General features: G+C 64.4%; 24 protein-coding genes. All 24 read right to left on the minus strand.

What is annotated here, in order from left to right; all coding sequences use genetic code 11:
- Positions 1-27: 27 nt before the first annotated feature.
- Positions 28-1,284, minus strand: coding sequence for a flagellar hook protein FlgE (locus FJ973_RS15705; protein ID WP_140556603.1), 1,257 nt, complete (start codon positions 1,282-1,284; stop codon positions 28-30).
- Positions 1,285-1,363: 79 nt separating this feature from the next.
- Positions 1,364-2,032 carry a response regulator transcription factor gene (locus FJ973_RS15710; RefSeq protein WP_140496228.1) on the minus strand — a complete coding sequence of 223 codons (669 nt, stop codon included), beginning with the start codon at positions 2,030-2,032 and terminating at the stop codon, positions 1,364-1,366.
- A gap of 222 nt (positions 2,033-2,254) precedes the next feature.
- A complete protein-coding gene (locus FJ973_RS15715; protein ID WP_181168329.1) occupies positions 2,255-2,842 on the minus strand; it encodes a transglycosylase SLT domain-containing protein in 588 nt (195 codons plus the stop codon).
- Positions 2,772-3,770: a flagellar hook-length control protein FliK gene (locus FJ973_RS15720; protein ID WP_246674986.1), complete on the minus strand. Its 999-nt coding sequence runs from the start codon at positions 3,768-3,770 to the stop codon at positions 2,772-2,774. Before FJ973_RS15720 ends, FJ973_RS15715 begins: the two co-directional genes overlap by 71 nt.
- A gap of 365 nt (positions 3,771-4,135) precedes the next feature.
- The gene (locus tag FJ973_RS15725; protein ID WP_140556607.1) at positions 4,136-5,500 is read right to left on the minus strand and encodes a chemotaxis protein MotC; all 1,365 of its coding nucleotides are present in this window, start codon (positions 5,498-5,500) and stop codon (positions 4,136-4,138) included.
- Positions 5,497-6,831 (minus strand): MotB family protein, encoded by a 1,335-nt coding sequence (locus tag FJ973_RS15730; protein ID WP_140556609.1) that lies wholly within the window; start codon positions 6,829-6,831, stop codon positions 5,497-5,499. The genes FJ973_RS15725 and FJ973_RS15730 overlap by 4 nt, the downstream gene beginning before the upstream one ends.
- Positions 6,828-7,448 (minus strand): hypothetical protein, encoded by a 621-nt coding sequence (locus FJ973_RS15735; protein ID WP_140556610.1) that lies wholly within the window; start codon positions 7,446-7,448, stop codon positions 6,828-6,830. Before FJ973_RS15735 ends, FJ973_RS15730 begins: the two co-directional genes overlap by 4 nt.
- A 3-nt stretch (positions 7,449-7,451) precedes the next feature.
- Positions 7,452-9,101, minus strand: a complete 1,650-nt coding sequence (fliF, locus tag FJ973_RS15740; protein WP_140556612.1) for a flagellar basal-body MS-ring/collar protein FliF — start codon at positions 9,099-9,101, stop codon at positions 7,452-7,454.
- A gap of 124 nt (positions 9,102-9,225) precedes the next feature.
- Positions 9,226-10,290 carry a flagellin gene (locus FJ973_RS15745; protein ID WP_140513641.1) on the minus strand — a complete coding sequence of 355 codons (1,065 nt, stop codon included), beginning with the start codon at positions 10,288-10,290 and terminating at the stop codon, positions 9,226-9,228.
- A 263-nt stretch (positions 10,291-10,553) separates the two neighbouring features.
- Positions 10,554-11,552 carry a flagellin gene (locus tag FJ973_RS15750; protein WP_140496221.1) on the minus strand — a complete coding sequence of 333 codons (999 nt, stop codon included), beginning with the start codon at positions 11,550-11,552 and terminating at the stop codon, positions 10,554-10,556.
- A 213-nt stretch (positions 11,553-11,765) separates the two neighbouring features.
- Entirely contained in the window at positions 11,766-12,497 is a 732-nt protein-coding gene (gene fliP, locus FJ973_RS15755) for a flagellar type III secretion system pore protein FliP (protein WP_140513640.1), read from the minus strand.
- Positions 12,494-12,988, minus strand: a complete 495-nt coding sequence (locus FJ973_RS15760; RefSeq protein ID WP_140556614.1) for a flagellar basal body-associated FliL family protein — start codon at positions 12,986-12,988, stop codon at positions 12,494-12,496. The genes fliP and FJ973_RS15760 overlap by 4 nt, the downstream gene beginning before the upstream one ends.
- Before the next feature lie 21 nt (positions 12,989-13,009).
- Positions 13,010-13,714 carry a flagellar basal body L-ring protein FlgH gene (gene flgH / locus FJ973_RS15765; protein ID WP_140513639.1) on the minus strand — a complete coding sequence of 235 codons (705 nt, stop codon included), beginning with the start codon at positions 13,712-13,714 and terminating at the stop codon, positions 13,010-13,012.
- A complete protein-coding gene (locus FJ973_RS15770) occupies positions 13,711-14,289 on the minus strand; it encodes a MotE family protein (RefSeq protein WP_181170915.1) in 579 nt (192 codons plus the stop codon). Before FJ973_RS15770 ends, flgH begins: the two co-directional genes overlap by 4 nt.
- Positions 14,290-14,292: 3 nt before the next feature.
- On the minus strand, positions 14,293-15,534 hold the full coding sequence (locus FJ973_RS15775; protein WP_140556617.1) for a flagellar basal body P-ring protein FlgI: 1,242 nt from the start codon (positions 15,532-15,534) through the stop codon (positions 14,293-14,295).
- Entirely contained in the window at positions 15,531-16,055 is a 525-nt protein-coding gene (flgA, locus tag FJ973_RS15780) for a flagellar basal body P-ring formation chaperone FlgA (protein ID WP_140556619.1), read from the minus strand. Before flgA ends, FJ973_RS15775 begins: the two co-directional genes overlap by 4 nt.
- Before the next feature lie 5 nt (positions 16,056-16,060).
- Entirely contained in the window at positions 16,061-16,849 is a 789-nt protein-coding gene (gene flgG / locus FJ973_RS15785) for a flagellar basal-body rod protein FlgG (RefSeq protein WP_140513636.1), read from the minus strand.
- A gap of 11 nt (positions 16,850-16,860) precedes the next feature.
- Positions 16,861-17,184 carry a flagellar hook-basal body complex protein FliE gene (locus tag FJ973_RS15790; protein ID WP_181168599.1) on the minus strand — a complete coding sequence of 108 codons (324 nt, stop codon included), beginning with the start codon at positions 17,182-17,184 and terminating at the stop codon, positions 16,861-16,863.
- Positions 17,181-17,597, minus strand: coding sequence for a flagellar basal body rod protein FlgC (flgC, locus tag FJ973_RS15795; RefSeq protein ID WP_140496213.1), 417 nt, complete (start codon positions 17,595-17,597; stop codon positions 17,181-17,183). Before flgC ends, FJ973_RS15790 begins: the two co-directional genes overlap by 4 nt.
- Positions 17,598-17,599: 2 nt before the next feature.
- Positions 17,600-17,980: a flagellar basal body rod protein FlgB gene (gene flgB / locus FJ973_RS15800; RefSeq protein ID WP_140496212.1), complete on the minus strand. Its 381-nt coding sequence runs from the start codon at positions 17,978-17,980 to the stop codon at positions 17,600-17,602.
- A gap of 86 nt (positions 17,981-18,066) precedes the next feature.
- On the minus strand, positions 18,067-18,726 hold the full coding sequence (locus FJ973_RS15805; RefSeq protein ID WP_140522320.1) for a hypothetical protein: 660 nt from the start codon (positions 18,724-18,726) through the stop codon (positions 18,067-18,069).
- Positions 18,707-20,104, minus strand: a complete 1,398-nt coding sequence (gene fliI, locus FJ973_RS15810; RefSeq protein ID WP_140556621.1) for a flagellar protein export ATPase FliI — start codon at positions 20,102-20,104, stop codon at positions 18,707-18,709. Before fliI ends, FJ973_RS15805 begins: the two co-directional genes overlap by 20 nt.
- A gap of 1 nt (position 20,105) precedes the next feature.
- Positions 20,106-20,828, minus strand: coding sequence for a flagellar basal-body rod protein FlgF (flgF, locus tag FJ973_RS15815; protein ID WP_140513633.1), 723 nt, complete (start codon positions 20,826-20,828; stop codon positions 20,106-20,108).
- 2 nt (positions 20,829-20,830) lie between these two features.
- Positions 20,831-22,642, minus strand: coding sequence for a DUF1217 domain-containing protein (locus FJ973_RS15820; RefSeq protein WP_140556623.1), 1,812 nt, complete (start codon positions 22,640-22,642; stop codon positions 20,831-20,833).
- Positions 22,643-22,649: the final 7 nt, after the last annotated feature.

Below are 22,649 nucleotides of genomic sequence, written 5' to 3' on the forward strand. Positions count from 1 at the left end.
CGGGTCTTTCACGGGCGTTGCCCGGTTTTATCTCTTCAGATTGACAAGGACGTCCATCAGGTCGGAACCCGTCTGGAAGACTTTCGAATTGGCGGTGTAGCTGCGTTGCGCCGCGATCATGTTGGTCAGTTCCTCGGCGATATCGACGTTCGAATTCTCGAGCGCGCCGGAGATGATGGAGCCGAGCTTGCCTTCATTGGCAAAGCCGACGCGGACCGCGCCGGATTCGGTGCCCTGCGAGTATACATTGCCGGGCAGCGCGGTGAGCTGGTCGGGACTCTGCACATCGGCCAGCGGGATCTTGTAGAGCGGCTTGGTGGAGCCGTCCTTGTACTGGGCGTAGATGGTGCCGTCCTTGCTGATCTGCACCTTGTCGATGGTGCTCGGCGCGTTGCCGTTGACCTGGGCGTCCGAAACCGTGAAGCCGGTGCCGAGCTGGGTCAATGCCGAAAGATCGAGCGAAAAGGCGCTGCCGTTGGGCACGGTGAGCGAGACGCTGTCGACGGCGCCGGTGAGCTTGCCCGTGGTCGTGTCGAAGGTCAGGTTGGCCGAGCCAAGCGCGCCGCCGGTGTAGGGGAATGACGTTCCGGCGGTCGCCTTCGACTGGTCGAAGACCGACACCTGCCAGGTGCCGGCGCCGGTGTTGGTGAAATAGACGTCGAGCAGCTTCTTGTTGCCGAGATTGTCATAGGCGACCATCGAGGATTTCGAGGTGTACTGCGCGCCTGCGGCATTGGTGGTGGGCAGGTTGCCGGCCGCGACTGGCGTCGCGCCTGCGGGCAGGTTGCCGCTGTAGAGACCCTCGGTGCTCGGGGTCGCGGTCATTCCCTGGTCGGAGATGACGACCGGGACCAATCCTTCAAAACCGTTCACCGTCGCCGCCGGCACGCCATTTTCGTAGCTGTAGGCCATCAGCTGGAAGCCGGCCGAGTTGACCAGCCTGCCCTGCCCATCGGGAACGAAGGCGCCGGCGCGGGTCAGGAAAGGCGTGCCGCTCGGGTCCTGGACGACAAAGAAGCCGTCGCCGCTGACGGCAAGATCGGAGACAGAGGTAGTGTATTGGAGCACGCCGGGATCGCTGACCGCCTGCCGGATCGTGGTGGTGATGCCGCCGGAATTATAGGCGCCGCCCGTCGTGGGCATGACCAGCGTTGAAAATTCGGCGGAGGACCGCTTGTAGCCGGTGGTATCGGAATTGGCGATGTTGTCGGCTGTCGTCGACAGACGGTTGGCCTGCGCGTTCATGCCGGAAACGCCGGTCCGCATCATCCCGTAGAGGCTCATCGAAATGTCTCCGCAATGTCCATGCCATTGGCAGCGAGGCTACGCGTCCTGTCTTGCGCGAGGCTGGCGCGGCGGTGCATCAGAACACCAGCCGGTAACCGAGGAAGCGCTTGGAATCGATCGGATCGGTGCCCAGCTTCTCGCGCAGCTTCTTGCGCAGCTTGCTGATGTGGCTTTCCACCACGTTCTCCTCGACCTCTTCGTCGAAGATGCCGTAGATGGCGTTGAATACTTGGGTCTTGGTGACGCGGCGGCCGCGATTGCTTGCCAAATATTCGAGAATGCGGCGCTCACGGCGCGGCAAGGGAAGCGGCTGGCCATTGATTTCAGGGTCGCGGCCATCCATGAAGATGCGCATGGCGCCGATCTCGGTAAAGGCGGCATCCTCGTTGGCGCGGCGGCGGATGGCTGTTATGCGGGCCAGGATCTCGCGGATATGGACCGGCTTGCGGATGACGTCATCGACACCGCTCTCGAACAGCCGCAACGTGTTCTCCAGCGAATGCTGCTCGCTGAGAGCAATCACCGGGGCTCCGGTGCGGTCGCGGATCTGGCGCGGAGAGATCGCGCCTTCGCGGCAGTCGCCGATGAGGAAGGCCCGGACCGAGCGCAGATCGGCATCGGCGGCCGAGTTCACCCACTCGCCGAATTCGCCGGAAGCGAAGCCCGCGCAGGCGATGCCCTCGCGGTCAAAAAGTGAATTGTATCCGTCTGTCACGAGCTCTCGCTCGTCAACGATAACGATCATCGGCCCCGCCTCCGAATCAGCTCATCTGCCCCGTGGGGAAAGCCGTATCCGCTGGCAGGAATCCTGAACAACCGTCATTTCTTGTAACTAGTTTCTTGGGAGTCCGGAATCGCATCGGTTGCATTAGCGTGGGGTGAGATATGCTTCGTGCTCCAAGTCCCGGCCAAGTCGAAGCGCAACGCCGAGACTTTGCGACCGATTGCATGAGATGCAACAATACACTCATGGATTGCAGAACGTGCGAGCGTTGCCGGTCCATTTGCCGAAGCCTGTGGCCACCATGTTTGATATCACGCGGCAGACATAGACCTTCTGCGCCGGGTCGTTGTCGGGCCCCGCGTGATAGCGGGCGACAGCCATCGACCAGGTCACGTGACGGGCATGAAGGCTGGCCAGGAAACGCGCCGCATAGTCGACATTCTGACGCGGATCTAGCATGTCCTCGACGCTGCGAAAATGCGCGCCGTGGTAGCGGTGATTGATTTGCATGCAGCCGAGATCAATCAGCGTCTTGCCTTCGCGTCGGGCATTGGCGAAGGTGGCAAGAGCTTCGGCGCGGCTTGTCGGGAAGACCGCTTTTCCTTCTATATTCAATGCGTTGGGCTGCAAGCTGCCCTTCTTCCCGGTCTCGGTCAAGCCGACGGCATAGAGGATGCCAGCCGGCACGCCGTAGCGGTCGGCGGCGCGCAGGATCTCCGGTTCGCAAGCATTGGCGGCGGCAGCGGCGGCGCTCGCAAGACTAGATAAAGATATCGCCGCCAGCGCGCTCGCGAGAAGGCGAAGCGGGGCGGCCGTGTGCTTGCGCGTCATCATTGTGTCTTCCGGCGGATTGCTGGCCCGGTTGCTGGCCGCCGGCGCCGCTGTTGCCGCCGCCGGAATTCCCGGGTTGAAAGGACGACTGGTCGCGGCCCGCCGCCGTCTGCAAGGATGCGGTCGCATCAGTGCGGGTCGTTGCGGGGGCCGCTACCGAAGGTTGTAGTATCGTGACCTTGTCAACCTCGAAGCCGAGTCCGCGCAGGGACTTGACGATGGCATCGCTATCAGAGGACAGCCGGTGGTAGGCGTCATGTGTTTGAGGCTTCAACTCAATCGAAAGTTGTTCTCCGGAGAGGCGAAGATTGGCGGTGACCATGCCAAGTTCGGCCGGATGAAGTTCGATCTTCAACACATGTGTCGCGGCGGCAACAGGGCCTGTCAGTTGCGCAGTTGCGGAGTGTGTCGAAAGCGTCGTTTTCGGGCCACCATCGGCTGTTATGGCGCCGATCACATTGAGGGCGGCCTGGCTCATCGGCGCCTGCGGCGGGGCAGGGAAGCTGCGCTCGGAAACCACGTCGATGCGTCCTGCCGCCGAAGGTTGTTTTCCGGGCTCGGACCGCAACGAGGACTGAACATCGGCGATGGACCTCAGCTGCGGTGCCGCGTGCTTCGGATCCACGCCCGGCACTTCGGCCGGCGCCGTCTGGGGCAGCGGCCCGGCCGCGATCGTATTATCGCGTTTTGGCGTGCCGGCGGCGTCGTTCACGGTCTGGCCATCGAGCTTGGTCAGCGCCCCATCGACGAGCGATGTCCGCTCGGGCTTCGACATCGGTTCGAGGTCATCATGCCCGGCGGCGGATTTCGGCCGGTAGGCCTTCGGCAGGAACTGCCCGTCGAGCGCCGGTTCCTGTCCGGTTTCGCTCGTATCGGCCGGTCTGGCCGATGTCGAGAAATGGCGCAGGTCATGGAACGCGATCAGCAACGGCAGATGGTCCTCGAGCGGCGTCGTACCTGTCTCGGCCGCTGCGCCATCGGCGTCCTTGTCCGTCTCGGCGGTCTTGTCGTCCCTGGCTGCTTTCGCGGCCAGCATTCCGCTGGATGGGATCCTTGCCTTGCCAGCCGGCAGTGGCTCGTCCTTCTGCCCGGCAGGACCGGCGGCAAGCCTGCTCCAGCGCTCATCGCGCGATTCGGCCCCGGCTGCCGGATGCTTGTCCGGGTGGGCCGGGCCGGCCTTGTCGTCCAGCATCTTGCCGAAACCCGTGTCGTCATTCTTTCCGGTCGCCGCCGGCTGTTCCGCCGTCGTGCGCGCGGTGGTGATTCCCGGCAGCGCCGGACCGAGGCTGGGGGTCATTTCGGAGCGGCTCCAAGCATCTGGTCGATCAGGTCGAGCTGTCGACGGGTTTTGACCATCGCGGCATCGGTCGGGTCTGACGTGTCGGTGCTGGCCGCGGCCGCCGGCGCCGATGCCGGCAGGACAGTTGCCGCATCGCCCGGAGCCGGCGGGTTCGGCGCAGCTGCCACTGTGTCGCCGGATGGCGCGACGGCCGGCTGTTCGGAGACAGCACCCTCGACGGGCGGCAATCCGGCGGCGTCGGTGGACTGCGCGGCGGCAGGCTCGGGCTCGTGCGATGGTATGACCTCTGCAGGTGCCGGGCTGGCGGTCGGAAGGGAAGCGGGCGGCGCCACCACTTCGCCGGCGATGGCCTCGGCGGCGTCGAGCAGCGCGCGGTCGCCGTCCGACAGCCGGCTGCGGTCGATCTTGCCCAGCTTGGCGCGCACGTCCTCGATGGTACCCGATGTCACGGTGGACAGGCTTGAGTAGAGCAGGGCGCGCGGATCGCCCTGATTGGTGTTGCCGTCGCGGCCTTGCTCGGCCCGCGCCGAGGCGAAGGCGGACAGTTCGTTCAGGCCGTCGATCGCGGCGCGGCGGGCGATGCGCAGATAAATGACCTTCTCGCGCTCGGGATCCATCATTGAGGTGATATCGGCCAATTTGTCCTGGCTGATCGACATGTGCAGCTCAATCACGCCCGAGACGAAGGAGTCGGCGAACTGGCTGGCATAGGGCGAATAGAGATAGCGCTCGACATATTGTGTGGAGGCAAGCGCAAAGCGCGCCGCGTCGCGCTGCGCGACCGCAATGCCGACCGAGCGGCGCAATGCCGCCTCCTCGACCAGTGTCCCGGGGCCGAGCAATTTCGCCTCGTCGAGCAGCACCAGCGCCGCGGCCGGCTGGTCGCTGGCGAGCAGCGAACCCTTGACCAGGGCAAGGAAGGCGGCGAGGTCGCTGGGCTCCGCCATCGGATCGACCGGCTTCAAGGCTTCGATGGCCTCGCCGGGGCGGCCGTTCAGGTAATCGATGACGCCCCTGGCAAGGGCTAGGTCCCGCGCATCGGCGGTGGCGCGCGACACGGCCGCCTCGACGGTCACCGGGTTGCCGCCGCTCATGCCGTAGACCAGCAGCGCGCGAAAATTCTTCGGATCCCTGAAATCGTCCTTGTCCGCCTCGCGCAAGCGCGTATCGATCATCTCCAGCAGCTTGGACTGCATCGGCAGCGCGGCGTGGTCGCCGACGGCGATACGGTCCTGAATAAGCTGCAGCGAGCGCACCAGCTGATAGGGTTGCAACGAATCCTGCGCGAGGGCGGCCGTAGGCTGGCCGGCCAACAGCAAAAGGCCCATCAAGCGGCTGGTGAAGACCGCCCGCCTCATCCGCCGGTCGCCATCAGTATCTCGATGCGGCGGTTCACCGCCGACAGCGGATCGGCGGGGTCCTTCGGCTGGCGGTCGGCGAAGCCGGCGACTTCGGTGATGCGGCGCTCGTCGACGCCGCCGCGCACCAGCATGTAGTACGCCGAATGCGCGCGCGCCGTCGACAGCCGCCAATTGTCGTAGCCGGCGCTGCGGAACGGCCGCGCGTCGGTGTGGCCGTTGATGCTGATCGTGCCCTTCTGGCTGTTGACGATGCGGCCGATCTTTTCCATCGCGAGCACCAGCTCACGGCGCGGCATCGCGGAGCCGACCTCGAACATGCCGAAGTCAAGCTGGTCGGTGATCGAGATGAGGACGCCCTTGTCGGTGGCTTCGACCGAGACGCCGTCGTGCAACTTGTCGCCAGGTTTGAAGGCCTCGGCCAGCTGCTGCCTGACATCGGCCGCAGCCTTAAGCGCGGCCGCGCCCGGCTTCTTTTCGCCGGCATCGGGCTTGGCCGCCTCGGCGACGGCGGCAACCTTGGCGTCCGCGAGCCCGGCAGCGCCGGCTTTCGCATCACCCGCCTCGGCGATTGCCGTTGTGGCCTTGCCGTCCTTTGCCAGAGGTTCAAGCGGCGCCGCGATGACCGGCGGCGCAGGCGGCACGGCCTTGACCTTGGCGACCTGCGCCTCGGCGGCCTTGTCGCCGGGCTTCACCGGATCACCTTCGATCCTGGCGCGCTGCGCGCTGGCCTCGGCGCCCGGCGAGGCCACCTGCTGAGACCAGAAATCAGGCTCGAACGGATCACGATAGGAGGCGCCGCCGGAAGCGCCCGTTGCCGGGCCGGCACTCTGCGCGCCGCCATCGCCCTTCTGGCTGACGTTCTGCATGATGCCGGTGTTGGTGGCGATTTCCGAAAGCACCGCGTAGGGATCGGCGAACAGGTGTTCGTCGGACTGCTCCGACTGCTGCGGCTCCTGCTTTTCCTTTTTGGGATCGGATGAACCCGCGCCGCCGGCTCCATCCTGTCCGGCCTTGGTGGCCGCCTCTTCCGGATTGTCGGCGGTCAGCCCGATGGCGCGCGGACCGTCGCCGAGATCCTCCAGGCCCTTGCGGCTCGAGGTGCGGTCGACCAGCTTGACCGGATTGAAATAGCTGGCGACCGCCGCCTTGGTCTGTTCGTTGGCGGCGTTGATCAGCCACATGACCAGGAAGAAGCACATCATGGCCGTCATGAAGTCGGCGAAGGCGATCTTCCAGACGCCACCGTGATGGCCCTCCTCGTGGTCGTCATGGCCGCGACGCACGATAATGATCTCGTGCCTAGCCTGATCGGCATCGGCGACGCTCATGCCAACACCTGAGAGAGCGTTGCCGACCATTCGGCCATGCGCGTCTCGAACACCGCTTCGTCGATGGAGACCGTGAGATCGAAGCCGGGAGCTTCGAGGAAGTCGAGATTGGCGGCGCGCGCTCCGAGCGACGCCTTCAGCGCTTCGAAAAGGGAAAGCGGGCCGCGAACGACTATGCGCACCGCTTCGCCATCGCCGACCGCTTCGCGGACCGCACCGGCAAGCGCTTCAAGCGAGCGCTTTTGCAGGTCGTCACTGACGATGCCGCCGATGATGCGGGCGACCGTGGCGGCGACGAGGTCCGTCACGCGCGCCTCCATGGCATCAATGCGCAGCGAGACCGCCTCGCCGACATCGCCGCCGAAGCTCTCGAGAAAGGCCTTCGCTTCCTCGGCATTCGCCCGGCGTTCAGCGTCCATCGCTGCTTCGTGGGCAGCCGAAAGCCGCTCGCCGAGCGCCGCCTCCGCCTGGGCGACCGCTTCGGCAATCAGCATGCCGATATCGGCCTGAGGCGCGGCTGCTTCCGGCTCGTGGTCGGCGGGAGCCTTCGGCTGGCTGACACGTTGCGGGCGCGTGCCGAAATCCGGCAGGAGATCGAAAAGGGCTAGGGAAGGCATGGACTACACCGCGATTTCCTGGGCCGCCCATTTGCGCAGGATCTGCGCTGTGCGCTCCTCGTTGAGGTCGACCATGCGGGCAAGCCGCTCCTGCGGCGCGGGCCTGATCTTCTGGCGCAGGTCGTCGAGCGGCGTGGAGCCGGCCCGCACGCCCGGCAAGGCGCCGACGGCCGAGCCGGCTTCGGCGGAAGCCGTGCCCTCCGGCGTCGGCAGCGAGCGCTGGACCTCGTCGAAATTGGGACCCGCTATGGACGGCGTCGCCTTTGCTGTCAGGGCCGCCGCCATCGGGCGCAGGCCGAAGAAGGCCACCAGGAACACGACGACGATGAAAGCGCCGGCATTGATCAGCGTGCCGGCGTGCTGGCCGACGGAATCGAGCATTCCGGCCTGCGGGATCGCCTCGCCGTCGAGCCCGTCGATGAACTCGACCGCCGAGACGTCGATGACATCGCCGCGCTTGTCGTCGAAGCCGGTGGCAGAGGTCACCATCTTCTGGATGTCGGCGACGCGCTTGGCGATCTGTTCGGGCGTGGCGTCCTTGCCCAGGATCGCCTTCAGCCGATCCTGGTTGACGACCACGGCGATAGACATCTTGGTGACGCTGTAGCCGTTGGAGACGGTGGCGATCTTCTTGGAGTTGATCTCGTAGTTGGTGATCTCTTCCCTGCGGTCGTTCTGCGAGGAGGATTGCGGACCCTCGGTGGCGGTCGTCTGCGTCTCGGGGAGGTTCTGCTCGACGCTGGCCGGGGTGGAGGCCTGCTTCTGGTTGTTGTTCTCGTTGGCGCGCACCGACTGCACCGAACGCTCGACGCGCGACTCCGGATCGAAGATCGTCTCCTCGGTTTGGCGGGTATCGGTGTTGACGTCGGCCTTGACGCTGGCGCGGAAATTGTCCGGGCCAAGATACGGGGTGAGGGCGCGCCGGATGTTGTCACCGATCTGCGCCTCGACGGTCTGCTCGACGCCCAGCGTGCGGGCGGCACTTGTGTTGGAGGGATCATCTCCCGCCGCCAGCAGATTGCCGTTGGAATCGAGCACCGTCACCTTGTCGGCCGACAGGCCGGGAACGGCGGCGGCGACGAGATGGCGGATCGACATGGCGCTTTTCTCGGCGTCGATGCCGGCGTAGCGGATGACGACCGACGCGGAGGGCTGCTGCTCGTCGCGGCGGAAATTGGCACGCTCGGACATAACGATATGGACGCGCGCAGCCTTGACGCCCGCGATCGACTGGATGGTGCGCGATATTTCGCCCTCCAGCGCGCGCACACGCGTGATCTGCTGCATGAAGGAGGTCAGGCCGAGCGAGCCGACATTGTCGAACAGTTCATAGCCGGCATTGGCGCTGGTCGGCAGGCCCTTTTCGGCAAGCAGCATGCGGGCCTGCGCGGTGGTGCCGGCCGGGACCAGGACCGAGGTTCCGTCGGAGCCGACGTCGAAGCCGATGCCGGCCTCGCCCAGCACGAGGCCGATCTGGTTCACGTCGGCGCGGTCGAGCCCGACATAGAGCGTGTCGTAGGCCGGACGGTTGAGATAGACGGAAGCGACACCGATGACGCTCATCACCAATGCGGCGATGCCCGCCAGCATGGCCAGGCGCTTCACGCCAAACCCGCGGAGATTCGCGATGATGCTCTGGATCTGTTCCGGCACGGTCGACTACTCCCAGCATGACTGTCCGCTGGAACACTAGCCCTCGAAGCTTGTGCGAAAATGAAATCGGGCCGCGCTCGGCGCGCGGCCCGTCAACCTTGAGGTGAAGACGTCGAGTGGGCGGTCAGCTCTTGAACAGCGACAGGATCGACTGCGAGGAACTGTTGGCGATCGACAGCGACTGGATGCCAAGCTGCTGCTGCACCTGGAGCGCCTGAAGGCGGGTCGATTCCTTGTTCATGTCGGCGTCGACGAGCTGGCCGACACCGCGGTCGATGGAGTCCATCAGGCTCTGCGTGAAGGTCTTCTGCAGGTCGATGCTGCTCTTGGCCGAACCGAGGATGGTGGCGGAATCGGTCAGCTGGCTCATGACGTTGTCGATCTTGGTGATCATCTGGGTGATGATGTCGTCGGTCACGCCTGCCGCAGTGATGTCGAGATTGTAGGCGGAAATATTGTCGACCTTGGTAACCGCCCCCGCCGCTGTCTGGCCGGCGGTGTTGGCTGCGATATCCGTTGATCCACCCGCGATCGATGCCGCATAGGCGGTGTCATACAGGGTCTGCGCGGCCGCGGTCGAATAGACCGATGTCTTGCGGTCGAGAATGCCCTGGTTCTTGACCTCGCCGGCAAGACCGGAATCGAAAAGCTTGGTGCTCTCGACATCGATGTCAATCGTCCCGAGCTGGACGGCGCCGGACGAGGTGCGGTTGAACGAGGACACGATCTTGGAGTCGGGCTGGACGCCGTCATTGGCGGCCGACACCTGCTTGGAGATCACCGACAGGAAATTCGAACCGGAGAAGGTGGCGGCGTCGGCAAAGGATTTCATCTGCGCCTGAAGCGCCGTGATTTCGGTCTGCGTCTTTGCCTTGGCGGCATCCGTCTGGCCGACGGTCGAAAGCAGCTTGGTTTTGATCTTGCCGATCGTGTCCAGCACATTGTTCATGCCGGTATAGGCGGTGTCGACCTTCGAGGCGCCGAGGCCGAGCGCATCCTGCACGGTCGAGAGCGCCTGGTTGTCGGAGCGCATGGTGGTGGCGATCGACCAGTAGGCGGCGTTGTCGGAGGCCTCGGAGACGCGATAGCCCGTCGAGACGCGGGCCTGTGTCTGCTCGAGCGACTTGTTGGTGGCGTTGAGGCTTTGAAGTGCAGTCAACGCCGCAGCGTTCGTCATGATGCTCGCCAAGAAACTCGCTCCTTCTCTAAGCCGGCATGCCCACAGGCCTGGTCGGCCTGCCCATCGGCTGCGATCGTGCCGGTCGGGCCGATTCGACAACCTGTCGTAAGCTATTGGTTAACCATAGCTAGCGCGATATGGTTAACGCCCTATTAAAAGTCAGCTTTCGACAGTTAAGGAACGAGGATTGCGCGGGGCTGGAGCAAACGCAATCGGGCCGCGCTTTTGGCGCGGCCCGATATCTTGGTGCTGTTCGTGGATGGTGAAGGCGATCAGCCGCGGAAGAGCGACAGGATCGACTGCGACGAACCGTTGGCGATCGACAGCGCCTGGATGCCGAGCTGCTGCTGAACCTGCAGGGCCTGGAGGCGGGTCGATTCCTTGTTCATGTCGGCATCGACGAGCTGGCCGACGCCGCGGTCGATGGAGTCCATCAGGCTCTGCGTGAAGGTCTTCTGCAGGTCGATGGAGCTCTTGGCGGCGCCGAGCGTGGTGGCGGCGTTCGTCATGTCCTTGAGCGCAGCGTCGACGACGTTCATCATCCCCGAGATCTGGTCGTCGCTGAAGCCCTTGCCCGTTGCGGAGTCGAAGATCTTCAGGCTGGCGACCGAATAGGTGTCGCCGGCCGCAACGGTAGCACCAGCAGCCGGAGTAGCCGCCGTGGCGGTGACGCTGCCGTCGGTGCCCAGACGCGCGGCGTCGAGGATGCCCTTCGCGGTGCCGGCCGTGGTACCCGCCTCGTACAGCTTGGTGCTTTCCACGTTGACGTCGATCGTCGAGATCGATACCGCGCCGGAAGCGTCACGGTTGAAGGCCGAAACGATCTTGATGTCCGCCACGGACGTGCCCGTGCCGCTGTCCACGGACAGCATGTTGGTGCCGGAGAAGCTGGCGCCATCGGCATAGGCCTTCAGTTGCTTCTGAAGGGCGGCGATTTCGGTCTGGGTCTTTTCCTTGTCGGCATCCGTCTGGCCGTAAGAGGCGGTCAGCTTGGTCTTGATCTGGTTGATGGTGTCGATCGCGCTGTTCATGCCGGTGTAAGCGGTATCGACCTTCGAGGCGCCGAGGCCGAGCGCGTCCGAAACGGTCGACATCTGCTGGTTGTCGGAACGCATCGTGGTGGCGATCGACCAGTAAGCGGCGTTGTCCGAAGCCTGGGAAACGCGATAGCCCGTCGAGATGCGGGCCTGGGTGGTTTCGAGGTTCTTGTTGGTGGCGTTCAAGCTCTGCAGCGCGGTCAGCGCCGAGGCATTGGTCATGATACTGGCCATGTCTACTCGTACCTTACTTTTTACAGGTGTTTTTTGACATACCGGATTGGCCGGTATGACGGAGCGGCATCATGCCAATGATCTGTCTGAGACCCGATCACCCGCCATCTGCGGGGAATATGGCGGCAAGTCCCTACCAAAGGACTAAACCGGACGGTTAATCGAAAAATATTGTCGAAAAAACGGGAGGGCGCGGTTCGGCGCCGGGCGCGATCAGTTGAAGGAGCGCACCAGGCTGCCGACAAGCAGGTTCCAGCCGTCGATCAGCACGAAGAACAGGATCTTGAACGGCAGCGACACCACCGTCGGCGGCAGCATCATCATGCCCATCGCCATGGTGATGGTGGCGACGATCAGGTCGATGACCAGGAACGGCAGCACGATCAGGAAGCCGATCTCGAAGCCGCGCCTGATCTCGGAGATCATGAAGGCGGGCACCAGGATGCGCAGGTCGACGGTTTCCTTCGCAACGGTCTGGCCGCGTTCGCGCGCGAGGTCGGCGAACAGGTCGAAGTCCTTGTCGCGCACATTGTGCAGCATGAAGGTGCGGAAGGGATCGGAAATCTTCTCGAAAGCCTCGGTTTGGCTGATCTGGTTGTCCATCAGCGGCTTGACGCCGGTATTCCAGGCCTGGTCGAAGGTCGGCGCCATGACATAGAAGGTCATGAACAGCGACAGCGAAATGAGGATAAGGTTCGCCGGCGTCGACTGCAGGCCGATGCCGGCGCGCAGGATCGAGAAGGCGATGACGAAACGGGTGAAGCTTGTCACCATGATCAGCAGGCCCGGCGCCACCGAAAGCACGGTGAGCAGGCCGAACATCTGGATGATGTAGCCAACGGTGGTGCCGTCGGCCTTGCCGATGCCGCCGAGGTCCAGTTGCTGGGCCGTCGCGATCGATGTGGCGGCGCCGAGCAGCGCCGCGGCGAGAAGAAATTTCTTCATTCGAGCAGCAACGTCCTGATGAGTACCTCCTTGGCATGCCCCTGGCTGCGGATCGAGGCGCGCTCCTCGATATCGGCCTTCAGGTGCTGATAGCCGCTGGCGCCTTCTATCTGGTGCATCTTCAGGGTGCGCACGAAGGCCAGAAGATCCTGATGGATCTCATCCGACATTGCCGGCGGCTGCGGCGCGTCGTAGACCACCGACACTTCCATCCTGATCCAGGTCTCGGCGGGCGAGGCGATGTTGGTGGTGATCGGCGCCAGCGCGACGAGTGACGGTCCCGTGCCGGGCTCTTGCGCGTCGGCGGGCTTGGGCACCTTGCCCTCGTTTTCCGGCGCGACGGGTACCGATGCCGGTGCCCCCACACCCTTGAGATAGCCGCCGGACAGCCAGCCCATGCCGATGGCGGCAGCCGTCACCAGGAGCAGCATGGCGCCCTGGACGGCAAGGGAAGGACCCTTGCGAGACGGAACCTGTTCGACGCTGGCCACGGTGCTGCGGTCTCCAATGCCCTAGAATGGAAGAACCTGGTCGAGGATCTGCTGGCCGTAGGCCGGCTGCTGGACCTCGCTGACGCGGCCGCGGCCGCCATAGGAGATGCGCGCCTCGGCGATGCGTTCATAGGAGATGGTGTTCTCCGCGCCGATATCCGACGGGCGCACCATGCCGGCGATGGTGAGCACCCTGAGCTCATAGTTAACACGCACTTCCTGCGAGCCCCTGATCATCAAATTGCCATTGGGCAGGACTTCGGTGACGACGGCAGCAACGTTGAGCTCCAGGTTCTCCGAGCGCTTGATCTCGCCGTCCGCATTGGTTTCGGTGCTGGAGCTCAGGCCGGCGTCGCCCTTGCCGCTCGTGCTCTTGTCTTCCCATCCGAGCGTGACGTCGTAACCCAGCTTGCGCGAGGCGGTGCGGCTCCTGTCGTTCTGGTTCTTGAAGTTGGCCTTGTCGTTGAGCTTGATCCTGACGGTGAGAATGTCGCCTTCGCGCAACGCCCTGGGGTCGGTGAACAGCCGGCTCTGGCGATCGTCCCACAGCGAGAATTTCTTGACCGGCGCGGCAGGCGGCTCAGGATAGCTGTAGGGCGAAGCTCCTTCACTGCCGATGCCGGAACCGACCGGCGACAGTGAAGGCTCCCTGCCGATCTCCTTGAGATTGGTGCCGCAGCCGGACAAAGCTGCGACCGCGCACAGGATGAGCGTTCTGCGGATCATGACGGATCTACCCTTCGGGCTGCGCTGGCCATGATGCCGGTGAGCGTCGCCGCCGCCTTCTGGTCCATTTCGTTGAGGATGACGCCGGCCTTGCGCGAATCCAGCTTCATCAGGATGGCCGCGGCGAGATCGGCATTGACGATGGCCAGGCGCTCGGCCGCCGCGTCGGGCTTCATGCCGGCATAGATCTTGACGACGCTGTCCTCGGCCCGGGCCAGGAACACCTCGCGCCGCTTCAGCCAGGTCTCGTATTCGGCCCGCTTTTCGTCCAGTGCCTTCATGCGTTGGTCGATGCCGGCCTGGAGCTGTTTCAACTCCTCCGCCTGCAACACGTAGCGGCGGTCGCGGGCGGCGTCGGCTATGTTGGAGCAGAAGCGCTCGATCTCGCTTTGGTCGGGAGCCTTCTCCCGGGCCAACAGCTGCGGCGCGGGTGCGGGCGGCGCCCCCGACAGGACCTGGCGGACGGCTTCCTCGGCATGCACGCCGCTGGAAAAGGCCGCCAGAGCGCAGGCCGCGAACAGGATCGCGGCGGGGCGGCATCCTTGATGGAATGAGGGGAAGAAGATCATCGGCATCGCCTATTGGAGAACCAGATCGGCTTGCAGGGCGCCGGCCGACTTGATGCCTTGCAGGATGGCAATGATGCCGTCGGGCTTCACGCCGAGGCGGTTGAGGCCGGAAACAAGGGTTTGCAGGTCCGGGCCGTCGAGCACGGCGACGCGCGCGTCGGGCCGGCTGGCGTCGATGGCGGTGAACGGCTCGACGGCGGTTTCGCCCTTGGAGAATGGTTCGGGCTGCACGACGCGCGGCGCTTCGGTGATGCGCACCGTCAGCGTGCCGTGGCTGATGGCCACGCGTGAGATCTTGACGTCGTTGCCGATGACTATGGTGCCGGTGCGCTCATCGATGACGACGCGGGCCGGCGTATCGGATTCGACCACGAGGTTCTCGATCTCGGCGTAGAAGCGGGCCGCCGATACGCTTTTCGGCCGTCTGATTTGCACGGTGCGGGAATCGCGCTCGGCCGCCACGCGCATGCCGAAGCGCTGGCTGGTGTAGTCATTGATCGCGTCGGCGATGCGAATGGCGGTCGAGAAATCGGGATTGCGCAGCTGCAGCGTCAGTATCGGCTGGTCATCGAACTCGGCCTTCACGGCACGCTCGATGATGGCGCCGTTCGGCACGCGGCCCGCGGTCGGGACGCCTTGCGTCAACTGCTCGGCCTGACCCTGGGCGGTGAAGCCCGAAACGATGACCGCGCCCTGGCCGACGGCATAGATTTCGCCGTCCGCCGCCTTCAGCGGCGTCATGATCAGCGTGCCGCCGGCGAGCGAGGTGGCGTCGCCCATCGAAGAAACGTCGATGTCGATGCGCGCGCCCGACTGCACGTAGGGCGGCATGTTGGCGGTGACGATGACGGCGGCGACGTTCTTGGCGCGCGCTCTGCCGCCTTCGGTGGCGATGCCGAGATTCTCCAGCATGGCGCGGATCGACTGTTCGGTGAACGGCGAGTTGCGCAAGCTGTCGCCTGATCCGGCGAGGCCGATGACCAAGCCGTAGCCGACGAGCTGGTTGTCGCGCGAACTCTGCAGCTGCGCGACGTCCTTGATGCGCGAGGCGACCTGGCCTGGCGGCAGCGAGCTTGGCCCGGGCGAGACGCGGAACATGCGCGTGGTGGTGGCCGGATCATATTCAGGATCGTCATAGACGCCGCCATTCCTGGCGGCGAGTTCGCGCTTGGCCTTGGGCGTGAGGCCGTCGGCCAAGGCAGGCTGCAGGCCGAGCGCGGCTGCAAGCAGAAGAGCAAGCGGACGCATCATGAAGCGCTGACCTGGATGGTTCCGTCGGCCATCACCGTGCCGGAGAGAATCTTGCCGCTGTCGCTGTTGCGAACCTTGATGAGATCGCCGGCCGAGCCCGGCTGCAAGGTCACGGCGGTGGCCGATATCGTCAATCCGCCGGCGATGAAGAAGACCTGCACGGCTGCGCCCTGCTCGACCAGCCAGGCGTCGCGAATGGCGGCGGCGGGGATGTAGCGGCCGGGCAGCAGCGTGCGCTTGGCGATCTTGCCCTGGAGTTCCTCGGCGACGGTCGTCACCGCGTCGGGCTTGTGCTTGCCTGGGATGAGGGTCACCTGCTTGAGGGCCGCGAGCTCGATGGTCTCGCCGGGATAAATGACCCGGTTTGGGATCAGCACGACCTCGCCGGCAAGCTGGCTGCTGGCGATCTGCGTTGCCGACCGCTTGGCCGCATCCTGCGCGAAAGCTGGCATGCCGCCGGTCATCAGCGCAAGGACGAGCGCGGTACGGCGGAACGCGGAGCACGAGACCGGAGCGGCCATTGTCGTTACCTGATGTTCTTGGAGACGACCGAGGCCATGTCGTCGGCGGCCTGGATGACCTTGGAATTCATCTCATAAGCGCGCTGCGCCGAGATCAGTTCGGTAATTTCCTTGACCGGGTCGACGTTGGAGGCCTCGAGATAGCCTTGCTGGATGGTGGCGAAGCCGGGATCGCCGGGCACGCCGGCATTGGCCGGGCCAGAGGCGGTCGTTTCCTGGAACAGATTGTCGCCGAGCGGCGCCAGTCCCGCTTCGTTGGCGAAGTTGACGATCTGGAGCTGGCCGAGATTCTGCAGGTCGGTCTGGCCATCGATGCGGGCGAAGACCTGGCCCGTCTTGTTGACGATGACCTCGACGGCGTCGACCGGGACGTTGATCGCTGGAATGACGCTGGCGCCGTCCACCGTCACCAGCTGGCCTGTGGCGTTGGTGTTGAAGGCGCCGGCGCGGGTGTAGAGCGTGCCGCCATCGGCGCCTTCGATCTGGAACCAGCCCCTGCCGGTGAGCGCCATGTCGAAACTGTTGCCGGTGCTGGTCAGTTCGCCCTGGGTGTGGACGTTGCGCACGGCGGTGGTCTTGACGCCGAGGCCGATCGAGACGCCCTCCGGCACCAGCGAGGCGTTGGAGCGGTTGGGCACGCCTTGCGTGCGGTCGACCTGGTAGAGCAGGTCGGAGAATTCGGCCCGCGCCCGCTTGTAGCCGGTGGTGTTGATGTTGGCGATATTGTTGGCGATGACTTCCAGATTGGTCTGCTGGGCGTTCATGCCGGTGGCGGCGATGGCGAGTGCTTTCATGGCCGAACTCCTCAAATGCCCATGCGGCTGACTTCGAGATAGGCCGAGACGACCTTGTCGCGGATGGCGACGGCGGTCTGCAGCGCCTGCTGGGCGCTCATCACGGCATCGACGACCTGGCGGGTGTCGGCGTCGCCCTTGAGCGCCTGGACCGAGACCTGCTCGGCGTTCTGCAGCGTGTTGACGGTCTTTGTGGCCGCCTGGCTCAGCGCCTCGGCGAAGGAGGTGCCGAGGTTGCCTGCGGTCGCGGGCGCAACGCCGCCCTGAAGCAGCTCAGTCGCCGTGTCGCCAAGTCCAGGCTTCAGGTTTAGCGCGCCGATGCCGTTCACGATCATTGGTTCCTCATCAGGTCGATGGTCATTGAAATGAGATCGCGCGCCTGCTTCACGACTTGCAGGTTGGCCTCGTAGGAGCGGTTGGCCTCGGTCATGTCGGCCATTTCGATCAGCACGTTGACGTTGGGCATCTTGACGTAGCCCTTGTCGTCGGCGGCCTCGTTGCCGGGCTGGAATTCCACGGGAAAATCGCTGGGATCGCGGTCGATCGAGTTCACTTCGACCGTTGAGCTGCCAGTGGTCCGGTCGAGCTCCGAGACGAAGCTGATGGTCTTGCGGCGATAGGGGTCGGAGCCGGGGGTGGTGCCGGTCGACTGGGCATTGGCGAGGTTTTCGGAAACCACGCGCAGCCGCTCCGACTGGGCGCCGAGGCCGGAGGCTGCTACTTTGAGGGCTGCTGTGAGCGCGTCCATGGTCAGCTCTTCACCGCCATCATCATCATCGAATGGAATGCCTTGACGATTGCCGTGTTGAGCTCGAAGGAGCGGCGCACCTCACCGGCCTTGAGAAGCTGGTCCTCGAGCACGACGGTGTTTTTGGACGGCATGACGACGCCGTCGTCTTCCTGTGGCTTGATCGCGAAACCGGCATTGGTCGCGGCGCTGCCGAGATGTCCGGCCTGTGTCGTCTGCAACGACACCGCCGCGCGGTCGAGCACCTTTTCGAACGGCTCGACATCGTTTGCCGTATAGCCCGGCGTGTTGGCGTTGGCGATGTTGCCGGCGACCGCCGACTGACGCACGGCCAGCCATTGCGCCTGCTTGGCGGCGAGATCGAAAAGAGAAACGGGCTCCATGGGAATCTCCGGGCGTGTGCCCAAAGACTAGGCCGCCAGTCTTGCGCGGACCTTGCGGGCGGACGCAACCGGCAAGCGCGGCGAACTTATCTGGAAAGCTCGATCACCTGGTTGGCGCTGGTGACCATCACCCATTTGCCGTTGCGTTGCTCGATCGACGACACCTTGTTGGAATCCGGCAGTATCGAGCCGCGCTGGACCATCCACAGCCCGGTGTCGTCCTCGATCATGGCGCGGCCATTGGCGACGTGGACCATGCGGAATTTGGTGACGTCGGCCGGAAAGGGCTGGTCATCTGGTGCCGGGGCGGCGCTGGGATCGTCCTGCACGGTTCCGGTGGCAAGCAGGTCGATATTGGCATTCGGAACGTCCTTGGCCGTCAGCGGCGCGCTGCGCTCGGCAACCACGCCGCCGCCCTCGCGTCCAGAATTGGTGCCGGTGCCGCCGAACTTGATTGCCTGGACGCCGAACTGTTCCTGATTGAAGAAGATATACCAGGGGAACAGCGCGCAGATCAGGCCGAGCGTGATGCCGAGCGCGGCGATGACGAAATCGCTGCGCCGGCCGGCCTTCTTGCCCAGCCTGGGAAACGCGGTCTTGGGCGGCTGCGGCCATTGCGGGGCGGCGAAGAGCCCGTCGATGGCCGAGTTGCGGCTGGCTTCGATCTCTTCTTCGGCTTTCGCCTCGGCGATCATTTCGCGCAGGATACGCTCGGTATGCTGGAGCTCAGTCCCCTTGTTCGGCATTCTGCTTTCCCTTGAGATGGCGGGCGAGATCGGAGAACGGATCAGCGGACGGGCGGTCCTTCGGCGATTGCATCAGCGCCTCGTAGATCAGGGGTACCTGGCGCACCGCCATATCGAGTTCCACGTCGGCGCCGCTCTGGTAGGCGCCGAGCAGGCGGATGTCGCGCGTGTCCTCGAAGCGGGAGATCATCGACTTCAGCCGCGTCACCAGCGCGCGCTGCTCGACGCTCCAGGCCTTGCCGGCCAGACGTGATATGGACGACAGCGGATTGACCGGCGGATAGCGGCCCTGTTCGGCGATCGCGCGGTCGAGCACGACATGGCCGTCAAGGATGCCGCGCACGGAATCGGCCACCGGATCGTTGTGGTCGTCGCCGTCGACCAGCACGGAAATGATCGCGGTGATCGATCCTTTCCCTTCCACTCCCGGCCCGGCGCGTTCGAGCAGCTTCGGCAGCTCGGTGAAAACCGAAGCCGGATAGCCGCGCGCGACCGGCGGCTCACCCGTTCCCGTCGCCACTTCGCGCAGGGCGTGGGCAAAGCGGGTGATCGAATCCAGCACCAGAAGCACGCGGTGGCCCTGGTCGCGAAAATGTTCGGCGACACGCATCGCGGTGTCCGGCGCCCGCCGGCGCATCATGGCGCTTTCGTCGCTGGTGGCGACGACGGCTACGGTCTTGGCCATGCTGTCGCCGATCGTGTCCTCGAGGAATTCGCGGACCTCGCGGCCGCGTTCGCCGATCAGCGCCACGACCACGGTGTCGAAGGCGTCTGCGCCGGCGAGCATGGCCAGCAGCGTCGACTTGCCGACACCGGAACCGGCAAAGACGCCCATGCGCTGGCCGAAACAGAGCGGCGTGAAAATGTCGATGATCTTGACCCCGGTCATGAAGGCGGTGCCGACGCGCTGGCGCGCCATGGCGCCGGGCGTGGCGGCCCCGGACATGCCGTCGCCCCTGATCAATGGCGGGCCACCGTCGATCGCCCGGGTGAGCGCGTCGATCGTGCGGCCGCGCCACGAGGCATGCGGCGCCACGGCGAGCGGACCGCGACGGAAAACGGCGTCGCCTATGCCGGCATCGGCACTGCGTTCGAAGGGGGCCACGACAATCTCGTCGCGGCTGATCTTGACGATCTCGCCGCGGCGCGTGCCGGCATGGCCGCGCTGTTCGACAAGATCGCCCAGCCTGGCGAAATCCGAAAGGCCGCGCACCTTGTAATGCGTCGATGTGACTTCGGTGACGAGGCCGCCGCGTTTGAGCAGTCCCTCGGCATCGCTGAAGCGCCGCCATATCCGCTCCAGCGCGGCAAGCCGGTCTTCCGGCGTTGGCTGGGGCAGTCTTTCGGGTGCGCGCAGGGTTGGCTGGTCGAGCGACATGCTACTTCGAGCCGAGCGTCTTGATCGCCTCGTCGGTGGAGGAATCAGTCTGCCGCATCAGGGCGGCGGTGTTCTCGAAAGCGCGCTGGACCATGATCAGCCGCGTCATCTCCAGCACCGGATTGACGTTGGATTCCTCGACGAAGCCCTGGGCGACGCCGATATCGGCGCGATCGGTCACCGGCTCGGGCGTGCGCGCCGGCACGATGCCGGAATTGCCGTAGCGCACGAAATTCTCACCCGGATCGAAATTGTACAGGCCGATGGAGCCTACCAGCTGATCGTTCTGGCGCAACGATCCGTCGGCTCCGGCCTTGGGCGGGCCGTTGCGGGGGTCGAGCTGGATCGGTGCGCCGCCGGCGTCGAGCACGGGATGGCCCTCGACCGACATCAGCTCGCCATTCTCGTTCATCGAGAAGCGGCCATCGCGGGTCATGACGGTGCCGACCGGCGTCTCGATGGCGAACCAGGCGTCGCCCTGTATTGCGAAATCGAACGGATTGCCGGTCTCGGTCAGGGAGCCATGGGCGCCGGAAAGGTAGGTCTTGCCCGAGGAGGCGAAGGACACGGATTTCGGCCCGGTGCCGGACACCACGTCCTCGAACTTCACGCCGGTGGCGCGAAAGCCGACGGTCGAGGCGTTGGCGACATTGTCGGCGATCGTGTCGAGCCGACGCTCGAGCGCGATCTGCGAGGAAAGGGCGACGTAGAGACTGTCCCGCATGGTCAGAACTTCAACTTCTGCATGGCCATCATCAGGTCGGTGGAGATCCCCGCCGTGACCGGCTTGGCGAAGAGCACGCTGATCGACGACACGGCTGACGAGGTCGGGTGGTTGATCTCGTACATGGAGGTGAAGCGGGTCAGGAACTTGCCGAGCTTTTCGGGGTCGGAGAAATCGGAAATGTCGAGCTTCTGCTCGAACAGCTGCGCCTGCTTGTCGACGTCGGCGGTGGCGAAGGAATCGGGCAAGCCGAGCACGGTGCGCACCACACTGGCAAGAGCGGTGTCGGCGAGCACATTATACCAGCTGGTGATATCGGGCGCCTTGCGCTGGAAATAGAGCGCCAGCCGTACGCCCTCGTTGGTTTGGCCGGCATCCTCCTCCAACGTCTGGCGCATGTATTTGTCGACGGTCGGCTGCTGTGCTGGATTGGTCGTGGTGGCCGCTTCGGCGTATTGTTCGAAGTTGAAGGAGGAGGCGAGCCCGGCATAGGCTTTGTTGGTCATCTTGTTGGCGACGCTGTCGGGGTCGCGGACGCCACCGGCCAGGACGCTGCGGATCAGGTCCTTGCTCTCTGTCGCCGGATCGAGCGCGTAGGCCGAGAGGGCATAATTGTACAAGCGGCTGTTGGCCATCAGATCGTCGATGGATTTCACGTTCGTGATGTTCGCCAGGTAATATGCGGTCTCCGACTTGATGTAGTCCGCATTCGGCTTGATCAGGCCAAGCGCCGACTCTGTCGTGTAGATTTTCGGCGTATCTTTCAGCACTGCGTCGCGCGAGGTTGTCTGATCGCCGTATTGGGCAAAATCGAAGGCCGTGACGAAGTTGGCGTATCGTTTATCGGTCAGCTTGTTTGCAGGGCTGTTGGGATCGCTCACGCCGCCCTCGAGCATGGCGCGGATCTGCCGCGGGGTTTCGGTTGACGCATCCAGTCCATAAGACGCCATGGCGAATGTAAGCAGGCGCTTGTCCGCCATGAGGTCGTCAATCGACTTCACCTTGGAAATGTTTGCCGCGTAGTAGTCGGCCTCGCCCTTGACGTACTGCGCGCTCGGCTTGATCAACGTCAGCCCGGCTCCGGCCATGTAGCCCTTAGGCACCGCCTGCTGGACGTTGTCGCGCGTGGTCGTCTGATCGCCATACTGGGCGAAGTCGAACGCCGAGACGAAGTTGGCGTAACTCTTGTCGGTCAGCTTGTTGGCGGGACTGTTGGTATCGCTGACGCCACCTTCGAGCATCGCCCTGACCGTTGCGGCCGGTTCGGTTTCGGCGTCGAGCCCGAATGCGGCCATCGCGTATGTCAGCAGGCGGCTGTCGCCCATCAGGTCGTCGATCGACTTAACCTTGGAGATGTTGGTGACATAATAGGCGGTTTCGCTCTGATAGTAAGAGAAGCCCGCCTGCGAGGCGCCGATCTGGACTTGCAGCGCATAGTTGCCGGTCACCAGCTGCTGCGCCTTGTTGTAAACCGTGGTATTGGCGCCGTTGGCTGCGAAGTTGAAGGCGCTGACAAATTGGGCGTAGCGCTTGTCGGTCAGCTTGTTGGCGAAACTGTCGGGGTCGGAAACGCCTTCCTTGAGCGCCTTGACCATGAACGCCTTGGCGTAAGCCATGTCCTCCAGGCCGTAGGCCTTCATGGCATATTTGAACAAACGGTCATTGTTGACGAAATCGTCGATCGATTTCACCTTGGTGATGTTGTCCAGATAATATTTGGTGTCGCGATCGACCGTCGGCTGCTTTTCGATGCGGTCGATCGACTTGTCGATGTCCCTGGTGATCAACTGGTAGCTGGTATAGGTACTGAGCAAGGACGCG

Origin of the sequence: Mesorhizobium sp. B2-1-3, from assembly GCF_006442495.1 — a bacterium.
Classification (GTDB): Bacteria; Pseudomonadota; Alphaproteobacteria; order Rhizobiales; family Rhizobiaceae; genus Mesorhizobium.

Coding starts and splice junctions, on each gene's coding strand:
- FJ973_RS15730 (WP_140556609.1), bottom strand. CDS start 6,831: ATGAGCGTCGCCGATGCCGATCAGGCTAGGCACGAGATCATTATCGTG.
- flgC (WP_140496213.1), bottom strand. CDS start 17,597: ATGGACGCGCTCACAGCAGCCCTCAAAGTAGCAGCCTCCGGCCTCGGC.
- FJ973_RS15750 (WP_140496221.1), bottom strand. CDS start 11,552: ATGGCCAGTATCATGACCAATGCCTCGGCGCTGACCGCGCTGCAGAGC.
- FJ973_RS15805 (WP_140522320.1), bottom strand. CDS start 18,726: ATGCCGAACAAGGGGACTGAGCTCCAGCATACCGAGCGTATCCTGCGC.
- FJ973_RS15775 (WP_140556617.1), bottom strand. CDS start 15,534: ATGATGCGTCCGCTTGCTCTTCTGCTTGCAGCCGCGCTCGGCCTGCAG.
- flgG (WP_140513636.1), bottom strand. CDS start 16,849: ATGAAAGCACTCGCCATCGCCGCCACCGGCATGAACGCCCAGCAGACC.
- FJ973_RS15705 (WP_140556603.1), bottom strand. CDS start 1,284: ATGAGCCTCTACGGGATGATGCGGACCGGCGTTTCCGGCATGAACGCG.
- FJ973_RS15735 (WP_140556610.1), bottom strand. CDS start 7,448: ATGCCTTCCCTAGCCCTTTTCGATCTCCTGCCGGATTTCGGCACGCGC.
- FJ973_RS15710 (WP_140496228.1), bottom strand. CDS start 2,032: ATGATCGTTATCGTTGACGAGCGAGAGCTCGTGACAGACGGATACAAT.
- fliP (WP_140513640.1), bottom strand. CDS start 12,497: ATGAAGAAATTTCTTCTCGCCGCGGCGCTGCTCGGCGCCGCCACATCG.
- FJ973_RS15770 (WP_181170915.1), bottom strand. CDS start 14,289: ATGCCGATGATCTTCTTCCCCTCATTCCATCAAGGATGCCGCCCCGCC.
- flgH (WP_140513639.1), bottom strand. CDS start 13,714: ATGATCCGCAGAACGCTCATCCTGTGCGCGGTCGCAGCTTTGTCCGGC.
- flgB (WP_140496212.1), bottom strand. CDS start 17,980: ATGGAGCCCGTTTCTCTTTTCGATCTCGCCGCCAAGCAGGCGCAATGG.
- flgF (WP_140513633.1), bottom strand. CDS start 20,828: ATGCGGGACAGTCTCTACGTCGCCCTTTCCTCGCAGATCGCGCTCGAG.
- flgA (WP_140556619.1), bottom strand. CDS start 16,055: ATGGCCGCTCCGGTCTCGTGCTCCGCGTTCCGCCGTACCGCGCTCGTC.
- FJ973_RS15715 (WP_181168329.1), bottom strand. CDS start 2,842: ATGACGCGCAAGCACACGGCCGCCCCGCTTCGCCTTCTCGCGAGCGCG.
- FJ973_RS15725 (WP_140556607.1), bottom strand. CDS start 5,500: ATGAGGCGGGCGGTCTTCACCAGCCGCTTGATGGGCCTTTTGCTGTTG.
- FJ973_RS15790 (WP_181168599.1), bottom strand. CDS start 17,184: ATGATCGTGAACGGCATCGGCGCGCTAAACCTGAAGCCTGGACTTGGC.
- fliI (WP_140556621.1), bottom strand. CDS start 20,104: ATGTCGCTCGACCAGCCAACCCTGCGCGCACCCGAAAGACTGCCCCAG.